Source organism: Rothia nasimurium, assembly GCF_928391935.1.
Classification (GTDB): Bacteria; Actinomycetota; Actinomycetes; order Actinomycetales; family Micrococcaceae; genus Rothia; species Rothia nasimurium_D.
Genome location: NZ_CAKMTD010000002.1, coordinates 137,233 through 158,019, shown reverse-complemented (window position 1 = coordinate 158,019; position 20,787 = coordinate 137,233). Strand labels below are relative to the sequence as shown.

Here is a 20,787-nt window from a genome sequence, read left to right as displayed (position 1 = left end):
ATTAAGCACCAATCAGAACTAATGTGATGTGCATCAAATCATGTTGAATTTCTTGGGGGGGGAAGACCCCCCACTCCTAGAAAGGAAAAGGCAATGAAGCCTTCGGAGATGAGTGTTCTATGGGCGATGATTGCAAATCGTTCATGTTTGCTGGTTCCTGTAGTGAATAAGAAACCCTAGATAATATGTTTAAGAAAGTAACCACCTCATTCATGATAATCGGTTGCTTGTGCCTGGTTGCTTGTGGAAACATGGGCAACCAGGCTTCACAGGAACCCGAGTCTAGTGATCTAGCTTCTGCTCTAGATATCCCAGAGGTAGATAGAAACGCCTATCAAAATATTCACGCCATATTTGATGAGCAGAAACAAATTGTAGAAACTCCCCTCAGTCGATATGTTCATTCTGAGGACGAATTTACAATGATTATCACTGCAAACTTTTTCCCTTTTAAACAATGCGTGAATAATGCTGGGTATGAAACCAGCCGTCACACCTACCAAACTGAATATAGGCCACATATTCCATATGCCGTTTGGTCCTATCCCTTTGCTGAAAAATATGGATATGACATAAACCCGGTGCAGGGCAAGGTCTACCTCGACCAAGGCGAAACTGATGAAAATCCCGAGCGCAATAAGGTGCAATCAGACTGCCTTGAGAAGACCCAGGGGGACGAAATACCCGTCATCATGAGAGGTGTTTCTGCCCGGCCTGTCGGAGACATGGTTATTTTGAGCGAAGTGAGTCAGCAGGTGCAAACGCTCATGACTCAAGATACAGATGTAAATTCTGCAGTCCAAGAGTGGATCCAATGCCTGGAGGGCCAAGGCATCCCAATGGATACCACCTATGAACAGCCCATCCCCGTAATTCCAGAAGAAAAGGAAGCCAACATCAAGCAGGCCCTGGTTGATGTCCAGTGCAAAAAAGACGTGCGGCTTATGGAACGCTACTATGACGCCCAAGCCCAATACGAACAGGCCCTCATCGAAAAGAACCAGGCCGCCTTCAACACCCTGGGCGAGCGCAAGGAAGAATATGTTAATCAGGCCAAGCAAGTTCTCCTGCAGAACGGAATCACCCCGTGAACCCCACCCGCAGAGTGGCTAACCCCCGCCTCGTCCTCGGCTTCGTGCTCGCCTGCCTGCTGGTAGCAGTTACCAGCTTCATCATCGGCAAAAACAGCTCCAGCAGCCAGGACGAGGCGCTCGCCTCCGCCCAAACTACTCTCGCCGTCCACGCCCCCGCAGAACGCCGCACCCTGGGCACCACCGCCACCTACCAGGGCAGCGTCCATGTACCCCCGTCCCAAGACATCACCTACAAGGGCACCGGAGTCGTCACCACCGTCGCCGTCAAACCCGGCGACACCGTACGCCCCGGAACCCTCGTTGCCACCGTAGACAGCAACCCCGTCATCGCAGTCACCGGGTCCAACAAACCCATCTACCGCGACGTCCACCCAGGGGACGCAGGCTACGATATCGAAGCAATCCAAGAAATCCTCAACCAACTCGGCTACCCACTCACCATCACCGGAAAATTCGACGAACCCACAGAAAAAGCCGCAGAAAGACTCTTCGCCAACATCGGATACACCAGCCCCTGCGGCGAAAAAATCTGCTTCCACACCGGCACCTTCCTCCCTATCCCCGCAGACCTACCCCCGGTCAGTACCGTCACCACACCCGGCACCAACACCGCAGAAAACGCCGTACTCTTCCAAACCAACAGTGGCACCCGCAACATCACCGCCCGCATAGGCGTCGCCCAAAAAACTGACTTCGACGAACAGCCCGAAGTCACCGTCACCGGCCCCAACGGCGAAATCACCCGCACCACCGACTACAGCTTCAGTGACTTCAAAGAAGGCACCGACAGCCTCCTACCCGGCTACGACCTCACCGTCAACCTTCCCCCAGACCTGCCAACAATCCCCGACAACAAAACCATCGTCACCCTCAGCCTCAACGCCTCCACCAAAGAATACCTAGCCGTACCCGCCGTCGCTATCCGCCAAGAAGGAACCACCACCTACGTCCTCACCGAGGACGGTACCCGCATCAACGTCACCGTCCTCACCCAGGTACAAGGCTGGGCCGGAATCGAAGAAACAGAAGGCCTCACCGAAGGCACCAGCGTCCGCGTTTCCTAGGAGTAACCCCGTGCAACCACTCATCACACTCCGAGGAATCACCAAGGAATACAAGAATCAAGACATTCCCGCGCTGTCCTCCATAGACCTCGACATACACGCCGGAGAGTTCATTGCCATCACCGGGCTCTCCGGCTCCGGTAAATCCACCCTCCTCAACGTCCTCGGCCTACTCACCAGCGCAGACAGCGGCACCTACACCATCGACGGCGAAAACCTCAAGGACGTCAGCGCCCGCGAACGCGACATCCTCCGCTCCCACTACTTCGGTTTCATCTTCCAAGCCTCCCACGTGCTCGGCTACGAAACCGTCACCAAAAATGCCATGCTCGGGCTCCGCACCCAAAACCGGCCTCTCTCCGACCGCGCCACGGGAGCCGCCACCTGGATCAACAAAACAGGGCTCAACCACCGTACCAACGCCAAAGGCAACGAACTCTCCGGCGGCGAACGCCAACGCCTCGCCATCGCCCGCGCCATGGCAACCCAACCCAGCGTCCTCCTCGCCGACGAACCCACCGGCAACCTAGACTCCAAAAATGCCCAGTTAGTCTTCAACCACCTCAAAGACATCAACGCCACCGGCACCACCGTCATACTCATCACCCACGACCCCACCCTCGCCAGCCAGGTACCTCGCCAAATCACCCTCCACGACGGAAAAATCATCAAAGACACCGGGGCCACCCACCCCAGACCCGGCACCACCGCACCCAGAACACCAACCCGCAACACCACAGCAGAAGGCAACACCCGCCCCTGGGTAGACGACGCCCTCGATGCCCTCAACTACATCTCCATCACCCCCATCAAAGCCCTCACCCTCATCTTCGCCTTCATGCTCGGAGTCGGCGGACTCATAGCCGCCCAAGGACTCTCCGCCACCGCCTCCCAACAAGTCTCCCAAACCCTTGCCACCGCAGCCCTCGACGACGTCAAAGCCACTATCACACCGTCCGACGCCACTACCGCCTACGACGGCAAAAACATCAACACCCTCACCCAAGAAATCGCCAGCTACCCCGGTGCGAAAACCGTCACAGCTTCCCGCTACCTCTCAACCCGTGACCTCGCGCCCAGCGCCCTCCCCAACCTTCCCAGCGGATTCAGCGGCACCGCCTACGCCGTAGACTCACAGCACTTCACCTACCTCGACGCAACCGTCAGCCACCCCCACGCCCTCTGGCAACTCGACGGAAACCACCCCGTAGCCTTCGTCGGAACAAAAGCCGCCGAAGAACTCGGCATAGGCAACCCCAACAGCGGCAACGGAATCATCTGGTTAGCGGGTAAACCTGTGACCGTGCTGGGATTGGTGGATGACAGCCCCAGGGACGTAACCGCTAGCTCCAACATCTACACCAACTACAGCTACGGCTTGACTCCTGAACAGGCAAGCCAAGTGGTAGAAAGCGAGCTCTTCATACGCACAGAACCGGGCTACCCGGCTCCCTTCGCCGAAGCCCTGCCTCTCATCATCAACCCCGTAGCCCCCGAAACCGTCAGCGTCAGCACCGTAGCCGACCTGCGCAATATCCAACGCGGCGTATCCTCCAACCTCGCCACCCTCGTCACCGGAATCTCCTGGCTCCTCATCTTCCTCGCCAGCCTCACCAGCGCCACCACCCTCTACACTTCAGTGCAATCCAGACGCACCGAAATAGCCCTGCGCCGCGCCATCGGAGCAAGCAAAGCCTCAATCCTCAGAATCTTCCTGCTCGAAGGAACCTTCGTCGGTCTAGCGGGCGGAATTGCAGGAGCCAGCCTCGGCACCCTCGGCATAGTTATTACCAGCCTCAACCTGGGCTGGACCCCTGTCATGTCTACCGGCTGGATCTGGATCGGCCTCGCCATCGGCGCCCTCACCGGTATGCTCTCCGCCGCCTACCCCGCTTACTTAGCAGCCCAGGCACAACCCGCAGAAGCGATGAGGGCCTAGATAGGTATCTGCCCTCATTTCCCTGGGTAGTATTCGCTTGCCAGATAGGGTTAGTCCACCCATTGGATATGAGATTATTCACGGTCAGGAGCACGCCGATTTTGCCCAGGAGCGGATCGCCGTCTCCGTCGCCGAACTGGCAGACGAGCGGCAAGCCGTAGCTGACCTCGGCCTACTGGGCCCCAGAAACCTGCTCTGACAAGACACAGTGTCGCTAAAAGCCTCCCGCCCACCCGGGGCGGCCCAGGCCCCACCTGCCCCACCATGCAGCAGGTGGGGCCTTAGCGTTTAAATGACCCAAAGATAAAGGTCAAATCAGCCCCCTATTAGGTCAAAGGCACCCTAAGAAGCCTCCCATTATCCGGCGCTATCCTGGTACGGAACACCCGCGCGTGGAACCACACACCTGCTCTCAGCACCCAACGCGCTACGGAAAACACTCACACGATCCCAAGGACAGCAATGGATCCTCTCGAACTAGCACGGTGGCAATTCGGCATCACCACCGTCTACCACTTCATGATGGTGCCCCTCACCCTCGGCCTCGGCGCCGTCGTGACCGGCTTCTACATCGCCTACGTCCGCACCAACAAACACGAATACAAGCGCCTCACCAAGTTCTGGGGCAAGCTCTACCTCATCAACTTCATCATGGGCGTGGCCACCGGCCTCGTCCAGGAATTCCAGTTCGGCATGGCCTGGAGCGAATACTCCCGCTTCGTCGGCGACGTCTTCGGCGCCCCCCTGGCCATGGAAGGCCTGCTCGCCTTCTTCGTCGAATCAACCTTCCTCGGCCTCTTCATCTTCGGCTGGGACAAACTCAAGCCCAAGGTCCACGCAGCCTGCCTCTTCCTCGCAGTTGCCGCTTCCTGGCTCTCTGCCTACTTCATCATCGTCGCCAACTCCTGGATGCAGCACCCCGTCGGCGTTGAAATGATCGACGGCCGCCCCGTCATGACCGACGTCCTCGCCGTCCTCACCAACAACACCGCCCTGGTCGCCTACCCCCACGCCATCTTCGGTGCCCTGCAGGTTGCCGGTGGCTTCCTCGTCGGTATCGCCTGGTACAAGCTCTGGAAGCGCCGCCGCGACGGAATCGACACCATCGGCGACAACGGCAAGGTCATCGTCGGCGAAACCACCGAAGGTGCCCGCGACAAGACCGACTTCACCGTCTGGTTCAAGTCCCTCCGCATTGGCGCTATCGTCGGCCTGCTGGCTTTCGTCGGCACCGCCTTCACCGGCCACCACCAGGCCCAGCTCATGATCGAGCAGCAGCCCATGAAGATGGCCGCCGCAGAAGCAGCCTGCCACGACGGCACCGGCTTCTCTGTCCTTTCTCTCTCATCACCTGGCGCCCAGAACTGTGACGAGGTTCAGGCAGTGATTGAAATTCCCGGCCTGCTCTCCTTCCTGGCCTACAACAACTTCACCACCGACGTCCCCGGCATCACCACCCTGCTGCCCCAGTACGAAGAAACCTACGGCAGCACCATCCCGAATAACCCTGAGCTCTACGGGGAACGCGCCGGTACCGAAGTCAACTACCTGCCCCTCATGGAAGTCACCTACTACGGCTTCCGCGGCATGATCACCTTCGGCGGCATCAGCGCCCTCTCCTTCCTCTACGTCCTGTGGGTAACCCGCAAGAAGGGGGAGGGGACCGTCCCCGAAGCCAAGTGGATCTCCAACCTGGCGATTCTCGGCATCCTGGCCCCCTTCGGCGCCAACGCCACCGGCTGGATCTTCACCGAAATGGGCCGCCAGCCCTTCGTCGTAGCCCCCAACCCCGACGGCAACCCCGCCATCATGATGTTCACCGCCGCCGCCGTCTCACCCGGCGTCTCCGGCTACGAGATTCTCTTCTCCCTCGTATCCCTGGGACTGGTCTACGGCGTGCTCATGATCGTTGAGGTCTACCTGCTGGCCAAGTACGTCAAGGCCGGTGTAGCAGCAGCCATGCCCGAACTGGTTGAAGACCCCCACTCAGACAACTCCGACAACGACCGCGACGTCCTCGCGTTCGCCTACTAAAGAAGGGATTGAACCGTGTTTGACCTTTTCGCAGATCAGCCCCTTCTGCCCACCCTCTGGTTCGCCGTCATCGGCTTCTTCTGGGTTGGCTACATCATTCTGGACGGCTTCGACCTCGGCGTAGGCATGCTCATGAGCCGCTTCTTCGCCAAGAACGAGAAAGAACGCCGCCTCCTACTCAACACCATCGGCCCGGTCTGGGACGGCAATGAGGTATGGGTTGTGACCGGCGGTGCTGCTACGTTCGCAGCCTTCCCCCTCTGGTACGCCTCCCTCTTCTCAGCCCTCTACATCCCGCTGACCCTGGCCCTGCTGGCCCTCATCTTCCGCGCGGTTGCTATCGAGTACCGCGGGAAGAAAGACTCCGAACGCTGGATCGCTGGCTGGACTCTGGCTATCTCCCTGGGCTCCTTCCTGATCGCCTTCCTCGTCGGTGCCCTGTTGGCTCTGACCTCCACCGGCCTGCCCATCAACGCTAACGGTGACCGCGTCGGTGGTGCCTTTGCCTGGCTGACCCCCGCCGTCTTCATGGGCGGCCTGTCCATGGTGGGCCTGGCCCTGCTCATGGGCCTGACCTTCGTTGCCCTCAAGACCGACGGCGACGTCCGCCACCGCGCCTCAGATGCCCTGGTTAAGTTCACCCCCTTGTTGGTGCTCCCTGCCGTCATCTGGGTGCTCTACATGCAGATCACCACCGGTAACGGTATCTCCTACGCCCTGACCGTCCTGGCCGTTATCGCCCTGGCTGTTGCCTGGGTCTTTGCCCGTCAGCGCAGCGAGGGTAAGGCTTTTGCCGGGTACGCAGTCTTCATTGCTTTCGGCGTGCTGGCCATCTTCCTGGCCCTCTACCCCAACGTGCTGCCCTCAACCCTCGACGAAGCCTACAACCTGACCATCAGCAACACCTCAAGCTCCGAGTACACGCTCAAGGTCATGAGCTGGGTCGCCCTCTTCGGCGTCCCGATCCTGCTGGTCTACCAGGGCTGGACCTACTGGGTCTTCCGCAAGCGCCTCCACGTTGACCACATCCCGGCCGCCCACGACGCAGCCGACCTGGCCACTCTGCCCACCCGCGCAAAAGCCCACAACGCCTAAGCGCCAGCCCCCGGTGCCGCCCGGCACCCACCCACGCAAGGACGCAGGGAACCCAGGTTCCCTGCGTCCTTTCACCACCAGGAGCCCCCGGCTCCAAAAACTGTGCTGATACCCACCAGCAATCCTCAAGTAGGAGCCCACAGCTCCCTGACTAACCCACTAGAATGGTGAACAAACTGTTCGCGGCCTCAAGGACGATTCACTCACATCATGGCAACCGTTGAAAGCAAACGGCCCCCACTTGGGCCTAACGCCAAACGAAACCTCGCTATTTTCGCAGTGCTAACGGCGATCAAAACCCTTGCACTGATCGTCTTTGCTGCCGTACTGGGAACCGCAATCACCCTGCTGGCCCGCATGACCTACGCCGTCATGTACGAAGGCAAAAGCTACGAAAGCGCCCACGCAGAACAGCTCGCAGTCTTCGCCGGGAACGGCCAGGCCCAGCTGGACGGTATCTTCTTCGCCGCCCCCTTCATGGACCTGTCCCTACTCTCGCTCACCGTCACCGGCGCTATTGCGCTCATGATCCGGGCCGCAGCCGACTGGTCCCTTGCCTTCTACGCCCAAAAAGCTGCAACCGGCGCTAAGACCACAATTCGCCGCCAGCTCATTCGACGGGTCCTTGCCACCGGCGGAATTGACACCCCCGACGGCACCGGGGCCACCGCCGTCCTACTCTCCCGTGGCCTAGGAGCCCTGGACGATTATTACACCAAGACCCTCACCGCCTTCGTCTCCACAGCGGTCATTCCCACCCTGCTCCTCATCTTTATTGCCTTCTACGACTGGGTATCGGCACTCATCATTGTGCTCACCCTGCCCCTGATCCCCCTCTTCATGGTGCTGATCGGACGGACCACAGCAGAAGATACAGCCCGCGCCCAGCGCAACCTGCTGCGCCTCTCAGACCACATCGTTGAACTGGTCAAGGGCCTGCCTGTGCTGGTCGGCCTAGGCCGCGCCCGCGCCCAGTCCAAGGCCCTCGGCGACCTCGGGGAACGCTACCGCAAGGCAACCATGTACACCCTACGGTCAGCCTTCCTCTCATCCCTGGCCCTGGAACTCATCACCACAATCTCCGTTGCCCTGGTAGCCGTCTTCATCGGCCTGCGCCTAGTTGACGGGGAACTCGGCCTCGACGTCGCCCTCTTCGCCCTGCTCCTAGCCCCCGAATGCTACCAGCCCCTGCGCGACGTCGGCACCGCCTACCACCAGTCAGAAGACGGGGTTGCCGCCCTACGCCGGGCCCAGGCCATCATCGACCAGCCCATCCCGCACCCCACCGTCGCCCCCGGCGGCGACCGCATTTCCGTGCGCCAGCTCTCCGTATCCTACCCTGGCCGGGACCGCACCCTCATTGGGGTCAGCTTCACCCTGCGTCACGGCACCACCACCGCCATCACCGGCCCCTCCGGCTGCGGAAAAACCACCCTGCTCTCCGTCCTGGGCGGTGCCCTCCGCAACGACCTAGTACCGACAGGAACCAGCGCCCCCATACACGTCTCCGGCCTCGTCTCCGGCACCGGAGAAACCGTCTGGATCAGCCAGTCCCCAACCTTCATCGCCCCCACCGCCCTGGCAGAAGTCGCCCTCTACGCCACCGTCACCAAGGGCGAAGGCGCCCTAGACGGCATCACCTACGCCTCCGGCCTACTCGAAACCACCCCGCGTTTCATCAGTGAAGACCGCGAATACTTCGGGCAGTTCCTCACCGCAGTTGGCCTTGGCGAACTAGCAGACCTTCCCCCCGAATCCCTCTCCGCCGGCCAGATGCGCCGCCTGGCCATCGCCCGCGCCCTAGCTAGGGTCGCAACCCTCCAAGCCCAGGCAGACCACGTCACCGTCCTCATCGACGAACCGACCGCCCACCTAGACCCCATCTCAGCGGCCAAGGTTAACGTCGCCCTCGCTGCCCTCCAGGAAACCGGCGCCACCCTCATCATCGTCACCCACGACACCAAACTAGCCGCCGCCACCAACAACGTGCTGACGGCAGTCCCGAAACCACACGGCATCGACTGGGAGCTCACCAGCCAGAACACAGTCGGCCTGGGCGCCTATGCCCTGGGCACCCTGTCCGACGCCGTAGCAACCGGCGAAATGGAAGACAGCCGCCCCGTCGCCGCCCAGGATCAGCAGCCCACCCGACGAACCCGCACCCGTCACCGCAGTATTTTTGCCACACTCCGCAACACGGGCATGCTCACCGGCATCCGACTGCGCGACGCAGTCCTGCCCGTGATGCTCTCCGTTTTGACTGTCTGCTTTGCCGTGAGCCTCACCGCCCTCTCCGGCTGGCTGATTGTGCGAGCTGCCGAGCAACCAGCCATGATGTACCTACTCGTTGCCGTGACTGGCGTCCGCTTCTTTGGGCTGGGCCGGGCCTCCGCCCGGTACGCTGAGCGCCTCCGCACCCACGACGTCGTCCTCCGCGCTGCAAATACCTTACGTATTAGGGCCTGGGACGCTGCCGGACGCACTGTTCTGTCAGTCCGCTCCCTCCTGCGCGGTGACAAAATCCTTGACCGTCTCATTGGCGACATTGACGAACTTCGCGACGCAATTCCCCGCGTCATCCTGCCGGTAGCCTCCCACCTCATTGTTATGCTCCTGGTCCTGGTCGTCACCGCCGTCGCAACCCCCACAGCACTGCTGCCGGTGAGTGCCGCTGTACTCGTAGCAACTGTTCTTATTCCCGCCCTAGTGCGAGTATCAGACCGACGGGCAGACGCCATCGCCCGCTACGAAACGGCAGCCATGCTGCGCCTGGGCGTTTCAGCCCTGGACTCAGCAACTGACCTTCACAACAACGGGCTAGACCAGACCGTAGCCCTTGCTATTTCCCGTCAGGACGGCGCCGCCAGCAAGTCCAAGCTGCGCAGCTCCCGGGCCATCGGCATTGGCCAGGCGCTGATGATACTTACCTGGTGGGGGGCCGCCCTCGGCGTTATTGCAGCCGTGTGGCCTTCCGTCCAGGCCGGTGACATTTCTGCCCCCACCGCAGCCATCGTCGTACTGATGCTCACTGGCCTCTTTGAGACCACCGCAGCCCACGTTGAAGCAGTACGGGGCTGGCCTGCCTTCGCAGCCCTGGTTGAGCGCACCCGCGACCACCTGGACACCTTTGACCGGGAAGGACGCGAAACTGAGGGAGAAGTTGAAGAAGGAATCCGGGATATCCTGGGTGACCCCGGCATCGGCAGCAAGAAACGGGCCGCGCACAACTCGATTACCCTGGAACTAGAGTCCCTGGCTGCCCGTTGGCCCGACATGAACGAACACGTCTTTACAGGGCTGTCGGCCTCAGTTTCTTCGGGCCAGTGGCTGGGCATCACCGGCCCTTCTGGCTCCGGTAAGACCACGGCCCTGGCAACCCTACTGGGCTTCCTGCCTGCTGAACGCGGTAATATCCGGGTCAACGGGAAGGTCTTTGATGCCAATAGCCTGCGCGGTTACGCCGCCTGGTGCCCCCAGTCTGCCTACATTTTTGAGTCCACGATTGCCAACAACCTGGCCATCGCCCGCCCGGCGGACGAACGCCCCAGCGAGGAGGAAATGTTTGAGGTTCTCGACCGGGTAGGCCTCGGTGATTTCGTGCGCTCCCTGCCGCTGGGCCTCAACACCCTGGTGGGGGCGGGTGGCTCCTATGTATCTGGCGGGCAGCGTCAGCGTATCGCTATTGCCCGAACTCTCCTGGTTGATTCGCCCCTGCTGCTCATGGATGAGCCAACCGCCCACCTGGACGCCCCTGCAGCAATCGCCCTCATCAGTGAGGTTGCCCGGGGCACCAAGCGGGGGGCCAGTGAGGCCTCTGACGGCAAGACCAAACTGCCCGCCGTCGTCCTGGTTTCCCACCGTGCCGAAGACATTGCCGCCTGCGATACCGTGGTGAAACTTCGATAGAAGGTAGAAGACCCCTCCTGTGGTTCCTGTCAAAGGACGATACGGGAGGGGTTTTCTCTATCTAGGGCAGCAACAGAAACCACCTGCTGTCTGGAAATTTTCTATGGGGGGTAAAGTGTGTTCTAAGTATTACCTACCTGAAGCTAGCCAAACAGAAATTTAGGATTCCTCATGTCTACTCTTCAAGAACAGAGCTATGTTGCGCCCCTGACCAAGAATTTCAAGCTATTCCTCTGCGGAGTAGTAGCTTTTGTACTGGTCAGCGTCACCCTGCCGATTCTGATTTTTGGCCCCGTCGACAAGGACGGCAGCAGCCAGGGGCTTCTTATTTCAGTGTTTGTGGGGGCTGCCGTAGCACTGATCATTATTCCGATCATCTTCAGCAGTACCCGCATTGACCTGCTGGACACTTCCGTCAAAATCACCACCATGAAGTTCTTCTCGAAAGAGCTACCCTACAGCGAGATTGAGAAAGCGGAGGTAGGCCCAGTGACCGGTCTGGTGCAGGGGGCTGGTCTGAGAATTATGGGCGGAGGTAACACCGGCTACCTGACCGGCGGCCCCTCCGTCACCTTTACCCTGACCAACGGTAGCCGGGTGACGGCGTCCGCTAGCAACCCCGAGCAGGTTGTTGCTGAGGCGAACTCCCGGCTGCGTTCAGCAGTGTAGCGGAAAGCAGCGTAGTGGAAGAAAGGAGCGGGCGCGCCCGTAACCGACTGGCTGGGGCTGGCATGAATTGCGCGTGAGCGCTAGCGAACCCGCAAGAAGGTTAGTCGGTGAGGGTGCGTCCGCTCCCTAATCTCTTTAGAAGAGGGCGTCTTCTTCTGGCTCAACTGGCAGATCAGCCTCTACCTGAGCCTCAGCTTTCACAGGGGTCTCCTCTGAGGCAGGAGCCGGGGAGGTCAGGGCCTGGTAGTTGGGCCCGATAGCGTCGATGCCCTGGGCAAGCAGGACGCCGGAGCCGTCGCGGGGGCCGAACTCGGTAGGCAGGGTGCGGGCAACCCCGGCTGATGAGACAGCCTTAGCTGGGCCGACACCTACCCAGGCCAGGGCGAGGGCGGTTTCGCCCTTGAGGAAGCGGTGGGCCCGGATGCCACCGGTGGCGCGGCCCTTTTGGGGGAACTCGGTGAGCTCGGTGACCTTGGCAGTGGCTCCTTCATCACCGCCGTCGGTGATGGTGACAACCTGGGCGTCCGCGCCGGGGGCGGTGACGCCGAAGGCGATGAGTCTGTCGTCGTCGGCTACCTTCATACCGGCCATGCCGCCGCCGGTACGTCCCTGGGGGCGTACCTTGGATGCATCAAAGGTGAGAAGTTTGGCCTGTTCAGTGACGAAGGTGAGCACCATATCATCGGTATCGCAGACGGCTACGGCTATGACGGCGTCCTTGGGCTTGAGCTTCATAATCTCAAACTCTGTGGCGTTGAGCGGGTAGTCTGGGTTGACTCGTTTGACGACGCCGCGTTCGGTAGCCAGGGCCAGGATGGCGTTGAGCGGAACCAGGCCGACGAGCTTTTCGCCACGGGCTAGGGTGATGGCGTCCGCGACCTTGACTCCGCTGGCGAGCTGGGGGCTGCCCCCGGCTTCTTCCAGGACGGGGATGTCGATGACAGGGACCCGAACCAGGCGGCCGGTAGAGGTGACAGCCCCGATTTCACCCCGGGCGGTGGTGGGTACAAGGGAGAGCAGGGCGTCGTGCTTGAGGCGTTTGCCCGGGTCAACCAGGGCAGGGCGGGCCCCCTTGACTCCCTTGGTGCGCCCAAACTGGCCACTGGTGGAGAGCAGGACCCAGCAGGGGTCGTCTGCGATTTCCAGGGAGAGGCCGGCCTCCTTTTTGGCCTTGGAGGCGGACGCCGAGAGGGCGGCCACTGCGTCGGCCAGCTCGTCCTTGGTGACGATCTTGGTGCGGCGGTCGGTGCCGTATTCGTCGGCGACCTGCTGCAGTTCTTCGGAGACGAGGGCGCGGAGCTTGGCGTCAGAACCGAGGATTTCTTCCAGGGAGGCGATTTCTGCCAAGAGTTCGTCGCGTTCGGCTTCAAGCTCGATGCGGGAGTACTTGGTGAGCTGGCGCAGGCGCAGTTCGAGAATGTGGTTGGCCTGCACCTCGCTCAGGTCGTAAATCTGCATGAGGCGTTCACGGGCCTGGGCGGTTTCGTCGGAGGAACGGATAATCTGAATGACCTCGTCGATATCGACGATGGCCACCAGCAGACCCTCAACCAGGTGCAGGCGGTCGCGGCGCTTGCCCAGGCGGTGGCTGGTGCGGCGGCGCACGACGTCCAGGCGGTGGTCAACGTAGACGTGCAGCAGGTCGAGCAGGCCCAGGGTCTGGGGCTGGCCGTCCACCAGGGCTACGTTGTTAATGCCGAAGGAGTCTTCCAGTGGGGTGTGCTTGTAGAGGGCGGCGAGTACGGCCTTGGGGTTGAAACCGTTTTTGATTTCAATGACCATGCGCAGACCGTTTTTGCGGTCGGTCAGGTCAACGACGTCTGAGATACCCTGCAGCTTCTTGGAGTTGACGCCGTCCTTGATTTTTTCGATGACCTTTTCGGGGCCGACCAGGTAGGGCAGCTCGGTGACCACAATGCCCTGTTTGCGGGCGGTGACCTGTTCGATGGAGACTTTGGCGCGGGTCTTGAAGATACCACGGCCCTTTTCGTAGGCGTCCTTAATGCCGGTGGTGCCCACGATGGTGCCGCCGGAGGGTAGGTCGGGGCCGGGCACGAACTTCATGATGTCTTTGAGGGTTGCCTCGGGGTGATCCAGCAGGTGGCGGGCTGCGGCGATAACCTCGCGCAGGTTGTGGGGGGCCATGTTGGTGGCCATGCCGACGGCGATACCGGCTGAGCCGTTGACCAGCAGGTTGGGGTAGGCTGCGGGCAGGACGGCCGGTTGCATGAACTGGTTGTCGTAGTTGGGTACGAAGTCGACGACGTCTTCGTCCAAGTTGGCGGTCATGGCCAGGGCCGCCGGGGCCATGCGGACCTCGGTGTAGCGGGAGGCTGCCGGGCCGTCGTCCAGGGAGCCGAAGTTGCCGTGGCCGTCGACCACGGGCAGGCGCATGGAGAAGGGTTGGGCTAGGCGCACCATGGCGTCGTAGATGGCGCCGTCGCCGTGGGGGTGGAGTTTACCCATGACTTCGCCGATGACGCGGGCGCTTTTGACGTGGCCCTTGTCGGGGCGCAGGCCCATCTGCTGCATCATGTAGAGGATTCGGCGCTGCACGGGTTTGAGGCCGTCGCGGGCATCGGGCAGGGCGCGGGAGTAGATGACCGAGTAGGAGTATTCCAGGAAGCTGGTTTCCATCTCGCTCGTCACGTCGATATCGACGATATTTTCGACGACGTCGGTGGGGTAGTCATCGTGCGCGGTGGTGCGGCGAGCCATCGAGACCTCTTCCTGGGAATTCGAACATAGGTTCGTTTATTCTACCGTGAAAGGGGGACGCTGGCAGGTTGGCTACTGGTGCTAACGGGCGCGGGCGGGCACAAAGAGCCCGTAGATGCCCAGGGTGCCGAGGGCTAGGACGGCCACGCCGAATGGAATAGCTGTGGGGGAGCGGTCAGCACCGCTGGTCATAAAGGTATCAGCCAGCCCCATACCCATATGCCAGCCCCACCCTAAATAGAGTAGGAAGGACGCGGCTGCTACCACCAGGGCGCAGAAGCCCACAGCCCTCAGGGGAGTATAGGAGGGTATGACACTCAACCACTCATGCACCCAGGGGAGGGCAAGGAGTGGCAGGGCAACGGTAAGCCCCCACCCCACCACTGTGACGAGGCTAAATTCTCCGGCTTCAGCTAGCTGGCCATACACCTCCGTGAGGGTATAGCCCGGGGCCACAGCCAGAGGGTTCCACCAAAAGACATGCAGACCGTAGTAGATAGCCAGCAGAAGACCAAGCCCACTCAACGCAAGGGGTAGGCGGATGCCCGGTGCCCGCCTACCCTGCCCGGACGGGGCCTGACGGGTTGGCGTGGACGGTGCCAGCACAATTGCGGTTACCCCAATACCCACCAGGGCAAGAAGGGCGGTAAGAAATGACAGACCAGCTACCCAGACCACGGTAGATAGAAGAGGAAGAGGAACCGTGGACGGTAGGAGATGATTAACGGAAGTAGCCAGCGCAAAAACCGTGGTACACCCAATGAGTAACCAACGAAAAGCCACATTGAGGGACGTGGCTACCAGGTTGGTCTGCGCCTTTGCAGGAGAAGAAAAAGAAGCTGTCATGGCCCTATTCTGGCACGAGAACGCAATATATTAACGGCACATTTTCCTTGCCAAAGCCGAAAAGTCGCGCCCGAGGTGGCCCCGGCGTCCGCCCCCACAAGCCGGTAGACGAAACATTTGCTTACGGGTCGTCTTCAAAATATGTGAACAACGTGATACCCGGTACACTAAAGGCAGTGGACCCATGCCCACCGGCTCAACCATGAGCATCACACACCCACTGCACAGTAGCGGTGGACCCGGTGGCGCAGGTCCAATCGTATGACAGTGTCGAGAGGAGTCCCACACATATGAGCACTGTGGACAGCTTCGGTTCAAAGGGCGTTCTCAACGTCAACGGAACCGACTACGAAATTTACCGACTCAAGGCAGTCGAAGGCTCACAGAAGCTGCCTTACTCACTCAAGGTCCTGCTTGAGAACCTGTTGCGCACCGAAGACGGCGCCAACATCACTGAAGGTCACATCAAGGCCCTCGCCAACTGGGATCCCACCGCAGAGCCCGATACCGAAATCCAGTTCACCCCCGCCCGCGTCATCATGCAGGACTTCACCGGCGTCCCCTGCGTCGTCGACCTTGCCACCATGCGCGAGGCCGTGAAGGAACTGGGCGGCGACCCCTCCAAGATCAACCCCCTGGCACCAGCCGAACTGGTCATCGACCACTCCGTGCAGATTGATACCTTCGGCACCGCCGACGCGATCACCCGCAACATGGACATCGAATACCAGCGCAACGGCGAACGCTACAAGTTCCTGCGCTGGGGCCAGACCGCCTTTGACGACTTCAAGGTCGTACCCCCGGGCATGGGCATCGTCCACCAGGTCAACATCGAATACCTGGCCCGCACCATCATGGCCCGCGAGGTCGGCGGCGTCCTCCGCGCCTACCCCGACACCGTCGTAGGTACCGACTCCCACACCACCATGGTTAACGGTCTGGGCGTCCTCGGCTGGGGCGTTGGCGGTATCGAAGCTGAAGCAGCAATGCTCGGCCAGCCCGTCTCCATGCTGATTCCCCGCGTCGTCGGCTTCAAGCTCACCGGCTCCATCCCCTCCGGTGCTACCGCAACCGACGTCGTTCTGACCATCACCGAAATGCTGCGCGAACACGGCGTCGTCGGCAAGTTCGTTGAATTCTACGGCGAAGGCGTAGGCCAGGTGCCCCTGGCCAACCGTGCAACCATCGGCAACATGAGCCCCGAGTTCGGCTCCACCGCCGCCATGTTCCCCATCGACGAGAAGACCCTCGAATACCTGCGCCTGACCGGCCGCAGCGAAGAGCAGGTCGCCCTGGTCGAGGCCTACACCAAGGAACAGGGCCTCTGGCACGATCCTTCCGTCGACGTCGAATACTCCGAGTACCTGGAACTGGACCTCTCCACCGTGGTCCCCTCCATCGCAGGCCCCAAGCGTCCCCAGGACCGCATCCTGCTCTCAGAGTCCAAGAGCCAGTTCGCCTCCGACATCAAGAACTACGCCAAGGACGGCGAAACCGACAAGTCAGCCAAGGTCTCCATGGCAGACGGCCGCGAGTTCGAGCTCAAGAACGGTGCAGTGTCCATCGCCTCGATTACCTCCTGCACCAACACCTCCAACCCCTCGGTCATGATGGCTGCAGGCGTCCTCGCGCGCAATGCCGCCGCCAAGGGCCTGACCGCCAAGCCCTGGGTCAAGACCTCCATCGCCCCCGGCTCAAAGGTCGTCACCGACTACTACGAGAAGGCAGGTCTGCTGCCTGACCTCGAGAAGCTCGGCTTCTACGTCGTCGGCTACGGTTGCGCCACCTGTATCGGTAACTCCGGCCCCCTGGAGCCCGAAATCTCAGAGGCAATCCAGAGCGAAGACCTCTCCGTCACCGCCGTCCTCTCAGGTAACCGTAACTTCGAAGGCCGTATCTCACCGGACGTCAAGATGAACTACCTGGCCTCCCCGCCGCTGGTCATCGCCTACGCCCTGGCCGGTACCATGGACTTCGACTTCGAGAAGGACTCCCTGGGCACCGATGCCGACGGCAACGAGGTCTACCTCAAGGACATCTGGCCCGACCCCGAAGAAGTCCAGAAGATCATCGACGAGTCGCTCGACACCGAGATGTACAACAAGGAATACGGCACCATCTTCGACGGTGACGAGCGTTGGCAGTCCCTGGAGACCCCCACCGGCTCCACCTTCGAGTGGGACGACAAGTCCACCTATGTGCGTAAGCCCCCGTACTTCGAGGGTATGACCATGGAAACCAGCCCTGTTGAGGACATCAAGGGCGCCCGCGTCCTGCTCAAGCTGGGCGACTCTGTCACCACCGACCACATCTCACCTGCAGGTTCCTTCAAGGCTGACACCCCCGCAGGTAAGTACCTGATTGAAAACGGTGTAGAGCGCAAGGACTTCAACTCCTACGGCTCCCGCCGTGGTAACCACGAGGTCATGATTCGCGGTACCTTCGCCAACATCCGTATCAAGAACCAGCTTCTGGACGGCGTTGAAGGCGGCTTCACCCGCGACTTCACCAAGGACGGCGAACAGTCCACCGTTTACGATGCCTCCATGAACTACCAGGCCGCTGGCATTCCGCTGGTTGTTCTGGGCGGTAAGGAATACGGCACCGGTTCATCCCGTGACTGGGCTGCTAAGGGCACCACCCTGCTGGGCGTCAAGGCAGTTATCGCTGAGTCCTTCGAGCGTATCCACCGTTCAAACCTGATTGGTATGGGCGTTGTACCCCTGCAGTTCCCTGCCGGTGAATCCCACGAATCACTCGGCCTGACCGGTACCGAAACCTTCGATATCACCGGCCTGACCGAACTGAACGAGGGCACCACCCCCAAGACCCTCAAGGTCACCGCCACCGCAGAAGACGGCAAGGTCACCGAGTTCGACGCTGTAGTTCGCATCGACACCCCCGGTGAAGCCGACTACTACCGCAACGGCGGCATCCTGCAGTACGTCCTGCGTAACCTGGTTCGCGGCTCCTAAGTTCTAGAGCGCTAACAGGTGCACGGTCTGTGGCCCCCACTTTTCAGTGGGGGCCACAGACCTTTTTGTTTGTTTTCTATAGAGTTGGGACCAGATAACTGTTCGAAGTATCGGTAGGCATTGAGGATTTGGGGAGGAATCTGGTCCCTTATGTGCGGCAGCGGGGACGGCGGCAGGGACGGGGGTGGCTAGGCGAGCGGTTGCGTGGAGTCCCAGACCTGTCGCCATTTATCCGCTAGGGAATCAATATTTTCGTGGGCGTTCAAACCGCTAGGCTGAGGCACGACCCAGAGCTGGCTCGCCGGGTTCCACCCCTCAATCTGGGAGGTGTCTTGTCGACCCAGCTGAGCCTTCCTGTCGCCGAAGGCTGTCCGATAGGCTGTGATTCCCGCAATCGCTACAGCCTGCGGTCTATAGGCGTGGGTGAGGGCAACTATCCGGGGGAGGGCGTCCTTCAGCTCCTGGGCTGTGAGCTCGTCAGCCCGTGCAGTTGCCCGGTCAACCAGGTTGGTTATGCCGATACCCAGGCGGGCTAACTGTTCTTCAACCTCGTCGCTCAAGCCGCGTGAAGCGTCCACCCTGGGAGTGACGATGCCTGCCCTATCAAGCGATGGCCAGAAGCGGTTACCGGGAAAAGCGAAGGGGGCGTTGACTGCGGACGTCCACAACCCGGGGTTGATGCCTACGATCAGCAGACGGAGGGGAGTGCCAGCCGCAGGTAATCGGTCATCAAGGGTGCCGTTGACGAAGTCTTGAAGCTGCTCCCGAGTGGGGCGCTGGTCGCCCAGCGGGGAGGGGTGAAGAGTGCTCATGACCCTACCCTACACGCAGAAGTGCCCCGCACAGCCTAGGGTGGTGCGGGGCACTTGATGCTAGATCGTAGAGACGGTTACTTGGCGTCCTGTACCGGGATAGCGCCGGTCTTCACATCGTAGTAGGTTTCCCAGAAATCAGCGTTCTTGATACCCAGGGGGCGGGGGTCGAACATGGGGTCAAGACCCTGCTTCTTCTGCTGCTCGTAGTCCTTGAGTACCTGCAGGGCGGGCTTCTGGATCACCAGAATACCGACGATGTTCAGCCAGGCCATCAGACCCACACCGATGTCACCGAGGGTCCAGGCGTCACCAGCGGTAGAAACACAGCCAATGACGGTAGCAACCAGGATCAGGAGCTGGAGCAGGCGCAGCAGGACGTTTGAGGCCAGCTCGCTCTTGAAGTTGCGGGTCAGGTAGCGCAGGTTGGTTTCAGCCATGTAGTAGTAGGCCACGATGGTGGTGAAGGCGAAGAAGCCGAGGGATACAGCAATGAAGATGGGGCCAGCACCCGGGATGAAGGTATCAAAGGCTGACTGGGCGAAAGCCGGGCCAACAGTGACAGACTCAGCCAGGCCTCCGTGACCCTCGGAGAGGACGGGGGTGTCGGCAGTGCCGCCCTCGTAGACCCGGTACATGCCGGTGGACAGAATCAGGAAGGCGGTGGCGGAGCAGACGAAGAGGGTGTCGATGTAGACAGCCATAGCCTGGACGAAGCCCTGGGCGGCGGGGTGCTTGACCTCAGCGGCCGCAGCAGCGTGGGGGCCGGTGCCCTGGCCAGCCTCGTTGGAGTAGATACCGCGCTTGACGCCCCACTCAACAGCAGAACCGATGATCGCGCCGAAGGTGGCGTGCAGACCGAAGGCGGAGGAGAAGATCAGGTTGATGACATCGCCCAGCATGTTGATGTTGATGAAGGCAACGACCATGGCCAGGACAATGTAGATGATTGCCATGAAGGGCACTACAACGGAGGCGAAGGTTGCGATACGCTTGACGCCGCCGACGACGATGAAGGCCAGCAGGATGGTGATACCGGTGGCAGTCATCCAGGGGTGAACATCAGGGAAGGCACCCTGCATGGAGGAAGCAATACCGTTAGCCTGCACACCGGGCAGGAAGAAGCCACAGGCAAGGACGGTAGCGAAAGCAAAAATGGAGGCATAGACCTTGAAAAGGCCGGAGTACTGGGTGTGGCGGTAGGCCTTCTCGAAGTAGTAGGCCGGGCCACCACGGTATTCACCGGTAACCTTGTCGCGCTCCTTGTAAATCTGGCCCAGGGTGGACTCAATAAAGGAGGTCGAAGAACCCAAGAAAGCGACAGTCCACATCCAGAAAACGGCACCGGGACCACCGAAAGCAATAGCGGTTGCAACACCTGCGATGTTACCGGTACCCACGCGACCTGCAAGTGACATTGCAAGAGCCTGGAAGGACGAGACGCCGTCCTTGGAAGACTCGCCCTTGAAGGTTGCGCGAATCATGGTGGGAATCTGGCGGATCTGTAGCATGCGGGTGCGGATGGTGAAGTACACACCAACAGCCAGGCAGAGGTACACCAGAACAGGGGACCAAATAATATTGTTGACCCAGTTGATGACTTCGGACATTTCAACATTCCATTCGTGTGTGAGC

Annotated in this window: 13 protein-coding genes; 9 read left to right on the top strand and 4 right to left on the bottom strand. The window is 60.7% G+C overall.

Annotated features, from left to right (window positions below):
• The first annotated feature begins 251 nt into the window (after positions 1 to 251).
• The 8 genes from L7A15_RS03990 (at position 252) to L7A15_RS03955 (ending at position 11,801) form a co-directional block, all read left to right on the top strand.
• Positions 252 to 1,091: a hypothetical protein gene (locus L7A15_RS03990; protein ID WP_237189206.1), complete on the top strand. Its 840-nt coding sequence runs from the start codon at positions 252 to 254 to the stop codon at positions 1,089 to 1,091.
• Positions 1,088 to 2,158 (top strand): peptidoglycan-binding domain-containing protein, encoded by a 1,071-nt coding sequence (locus L7A15_RS03985; RefSeq protein WP_237189207.1) that lies wholly within the window; start codon positions 1,088 to 1,090, stop codon positions 2,156 to 2,158. Before L7A15_RS03990 ends, L7A15_RS03985 begins: the two co-directional genes overlap by 4 nt.
• A gap of 10 nt (positions 2,159 to 2,168) precedes the next feature.
• On the top strand, positions 2,169 to 4,097 hold the full coding sequence (locus tag L7A15_RS03980; protein ID WP_237189208.1) for an ATP-binding cassette domain-containing protein: 1,929 nt from the start codon (positions 2,169 to 2,171) through the stop codon (positions 4,095 to 4,097).
• A gap of 37 nt (positions 4,098 to 4,134) precedes the next feature.
• Positions 4,135 to 4,296 carry a hypothetical protein gene (locus L7A15_RS03975; RefSeq protein ID WP_237212306.1) on the top strand — a complete coding sequence of 54 codons (162 nt, stop codon included), beginning with the start codon at positions 4,135 to 4,137 and terminating at the stop codon, positions 4,294 to 4,296.
• A 263-nt stretch (positions 4,297 to 4,559) separates the two neighbouring features.
• Positions 4,560 to 6,131, top strand: a complete 1,572-nt coding sequence (locus L7A15_RS03970) for a cytochrome ubiquinol oxidase subunit I (RefSeq protein ID WP_237208338.1) — start codon at positions 4,560 to 4,562, stop codon at positions 6,129 to 6,131.
• Positions 6,132 to 6,146: 15 nt separating this feature from the next.
• On the top strand, positions 6,147 to 7,226 hold the full coding sequence (gene cydB, locus L7A15_RS03965) for a cytochrome d ubiquinol oxidase subunit II (RefSeq protein ID WP_237208337.1): 1,080 nt from the start codon (positions 6,147 to 6,149) through the stop codon (positions 7,224 to 7,226).
• A gap of 210 nt (positions 7,227 to 7,436) precedes the next feature.
• Entirely contained in the window at positions 7,437 to 11,132 is a 3,696-nt protein-coding gene (gene cydC / locus L7A15_RS03960) for a thiol reductant ABC exporter subunit CydC (protein ID WP_237212305.1), read from the top strand.
• Between the two features lie 171 nt (positions 11,133 to 11,303).
• Entirely contained in the window at positions 11,304 to 11,801 is a 498-nt protein-coding gene (locus L7A15_RS03955; protein WP_237212304.1) for a hypothetical protein, read from the top strand.
• Between the two features lie 135 nt (positions 11,802 to 11,936).
• Here the strand turns inward: L7A15_RS03955 and L7A15_RS03950 are convergent, their stop codons facing one another.
• Together L7A15_RS03950 and L7A15_RS03945 are read right to left on the bottom strand one after the other, a co-directional pair.
• Positions 11,937 to 14,519: a DNA gyrase/topoisomerase IV subunit A gene (locus tag L7A15_RS03950; RefSeq protein WP_237212303.1), complete on the bottom strand. Its 2,583-nt coding sequence runs from the start codon at positions 14,517 to 14,519 to the stop codon at positions 11,937 to 11,939.
• Between the two features lie 81 nt (positions 14,520 to 14,600).
• On the bottom strand, positions 14,601 to 15,365 hold the full coding sequence (locus L7A15_RS03945; protein WP_237212302.1) for a hypothetical protein: 765 nt from the start codon (positions 15,363 to 15,365) through the stop codon (positions 14,601 to 14,603).
• Between the two features lie 290 nt (positions 15,366 to 15,655).
• Between L7A15_RS03945 and acnA the strand changes: the two genes are divergently transcribed.
• On the top strand, positions 15,656 to 18,340 hold the full coding sequence (gene acnA / locus L7A15_RS03940; RefSeq protein ID WP_237208333.1) for an aconitate hydratase AcnA: 2,685 nt from the start codon (positions 15,656 to 15,658) through the stop codon (positions 18,338 to 18,340).
• A gap of 188 nt (positions 18,341 to 18,528) precedes the next feature.
• Here acnA and L7A15_RS03935 read toward each other — a convergent pair whose 3' ends face one another.
• Entirely contained in the window at positions 18,529 to 19,152 is a 624-nt protein-coding gene (locus L7A15_RS03935) for a mismatch-specific DNA-glycosylase (RefSeq protein ID WP_237208332.1), read from the bottom strand.
• Positions 19,153 to 19,229: 77 nt separating this feature from the next.
• Positions 19,230 to 20,762, bottom strand: a complete 1,533-nt coding sequence (locus tag L7A15_RS03930) for an alanine/glycine:cation symporter family protein (protein WP_237208331.1) — start codon at positions 20,760 to 20,762, stop codon at positions 19,230 to 19,232.
• Positions 20,763 to 20,787 lie beyond the last annotated feature (25 nt).

Bases quoted from the DNA above. Each gene is read 5' to 3' on its own strand.
- L7A15_RS03935 (WP_237208332.1), bottom strand. From the start codon at position 19,152: ATGAGCACTCTTCACCCCTCCCCGCTGGGCGACCAGCGCCCCACTCGG.
- L7A15_RS03970 (WP_237208338.1), top strand. From the start codon at position 4,560: ATGGATCCTCTCGAACTAGCACGGTGGCAATTCGGCATCACCACCGTC.
- L7A15_RS03945 (WP_237212302.1), bottom strand. From the start codon at position 15,365: ATGACAGCTTCTTTTTCTTCTCCTGCAAAGGCGCAGACCAACCTGGTA.
- cydC (WP_237212305.1), top strand. From the start codon at position 7,437: ATGGCAACCGTTGAAAGCAAACGGCCCCCACTTGGGCCTAACGCCAAA.
- acnA (WP_237208333.1), top strand. From the start codon at position 15,656: ATGAGCACTGTGGACAGCTTCGGTTCAAAGGGCGTTCTCAACGTCAAC.
- L7A15_RS03955 (WP_237212304.1), top strand. From the start codon at position 11,304: ATGTCTACTCTTCAAGAACAGAGCTATGTTGCGCCCCTGACCAAGAAT.
- L7A15_RS03990 (WP_237189206.1), top strand. From the start codon at position 252: ATGGGCAACCAGGCTTCACAGGAACCCGAGTCTAGTGATCTAGCTTCT.
- L7A15_RS03950 (WP_237212303.1), bottom strand. From the start codon at position 14,519: ATGGCTCGCCGCACCACCGCGCACGATGACTACCCCACCGACGTCGTC.
- L7A15_RS03930 (WP_237208331.1), bottom strand. From the start codon at position 20,762: ATGTCCGAAGTCATCAACTGGGTCAACAATATTATTTGGTCCCCTGTT.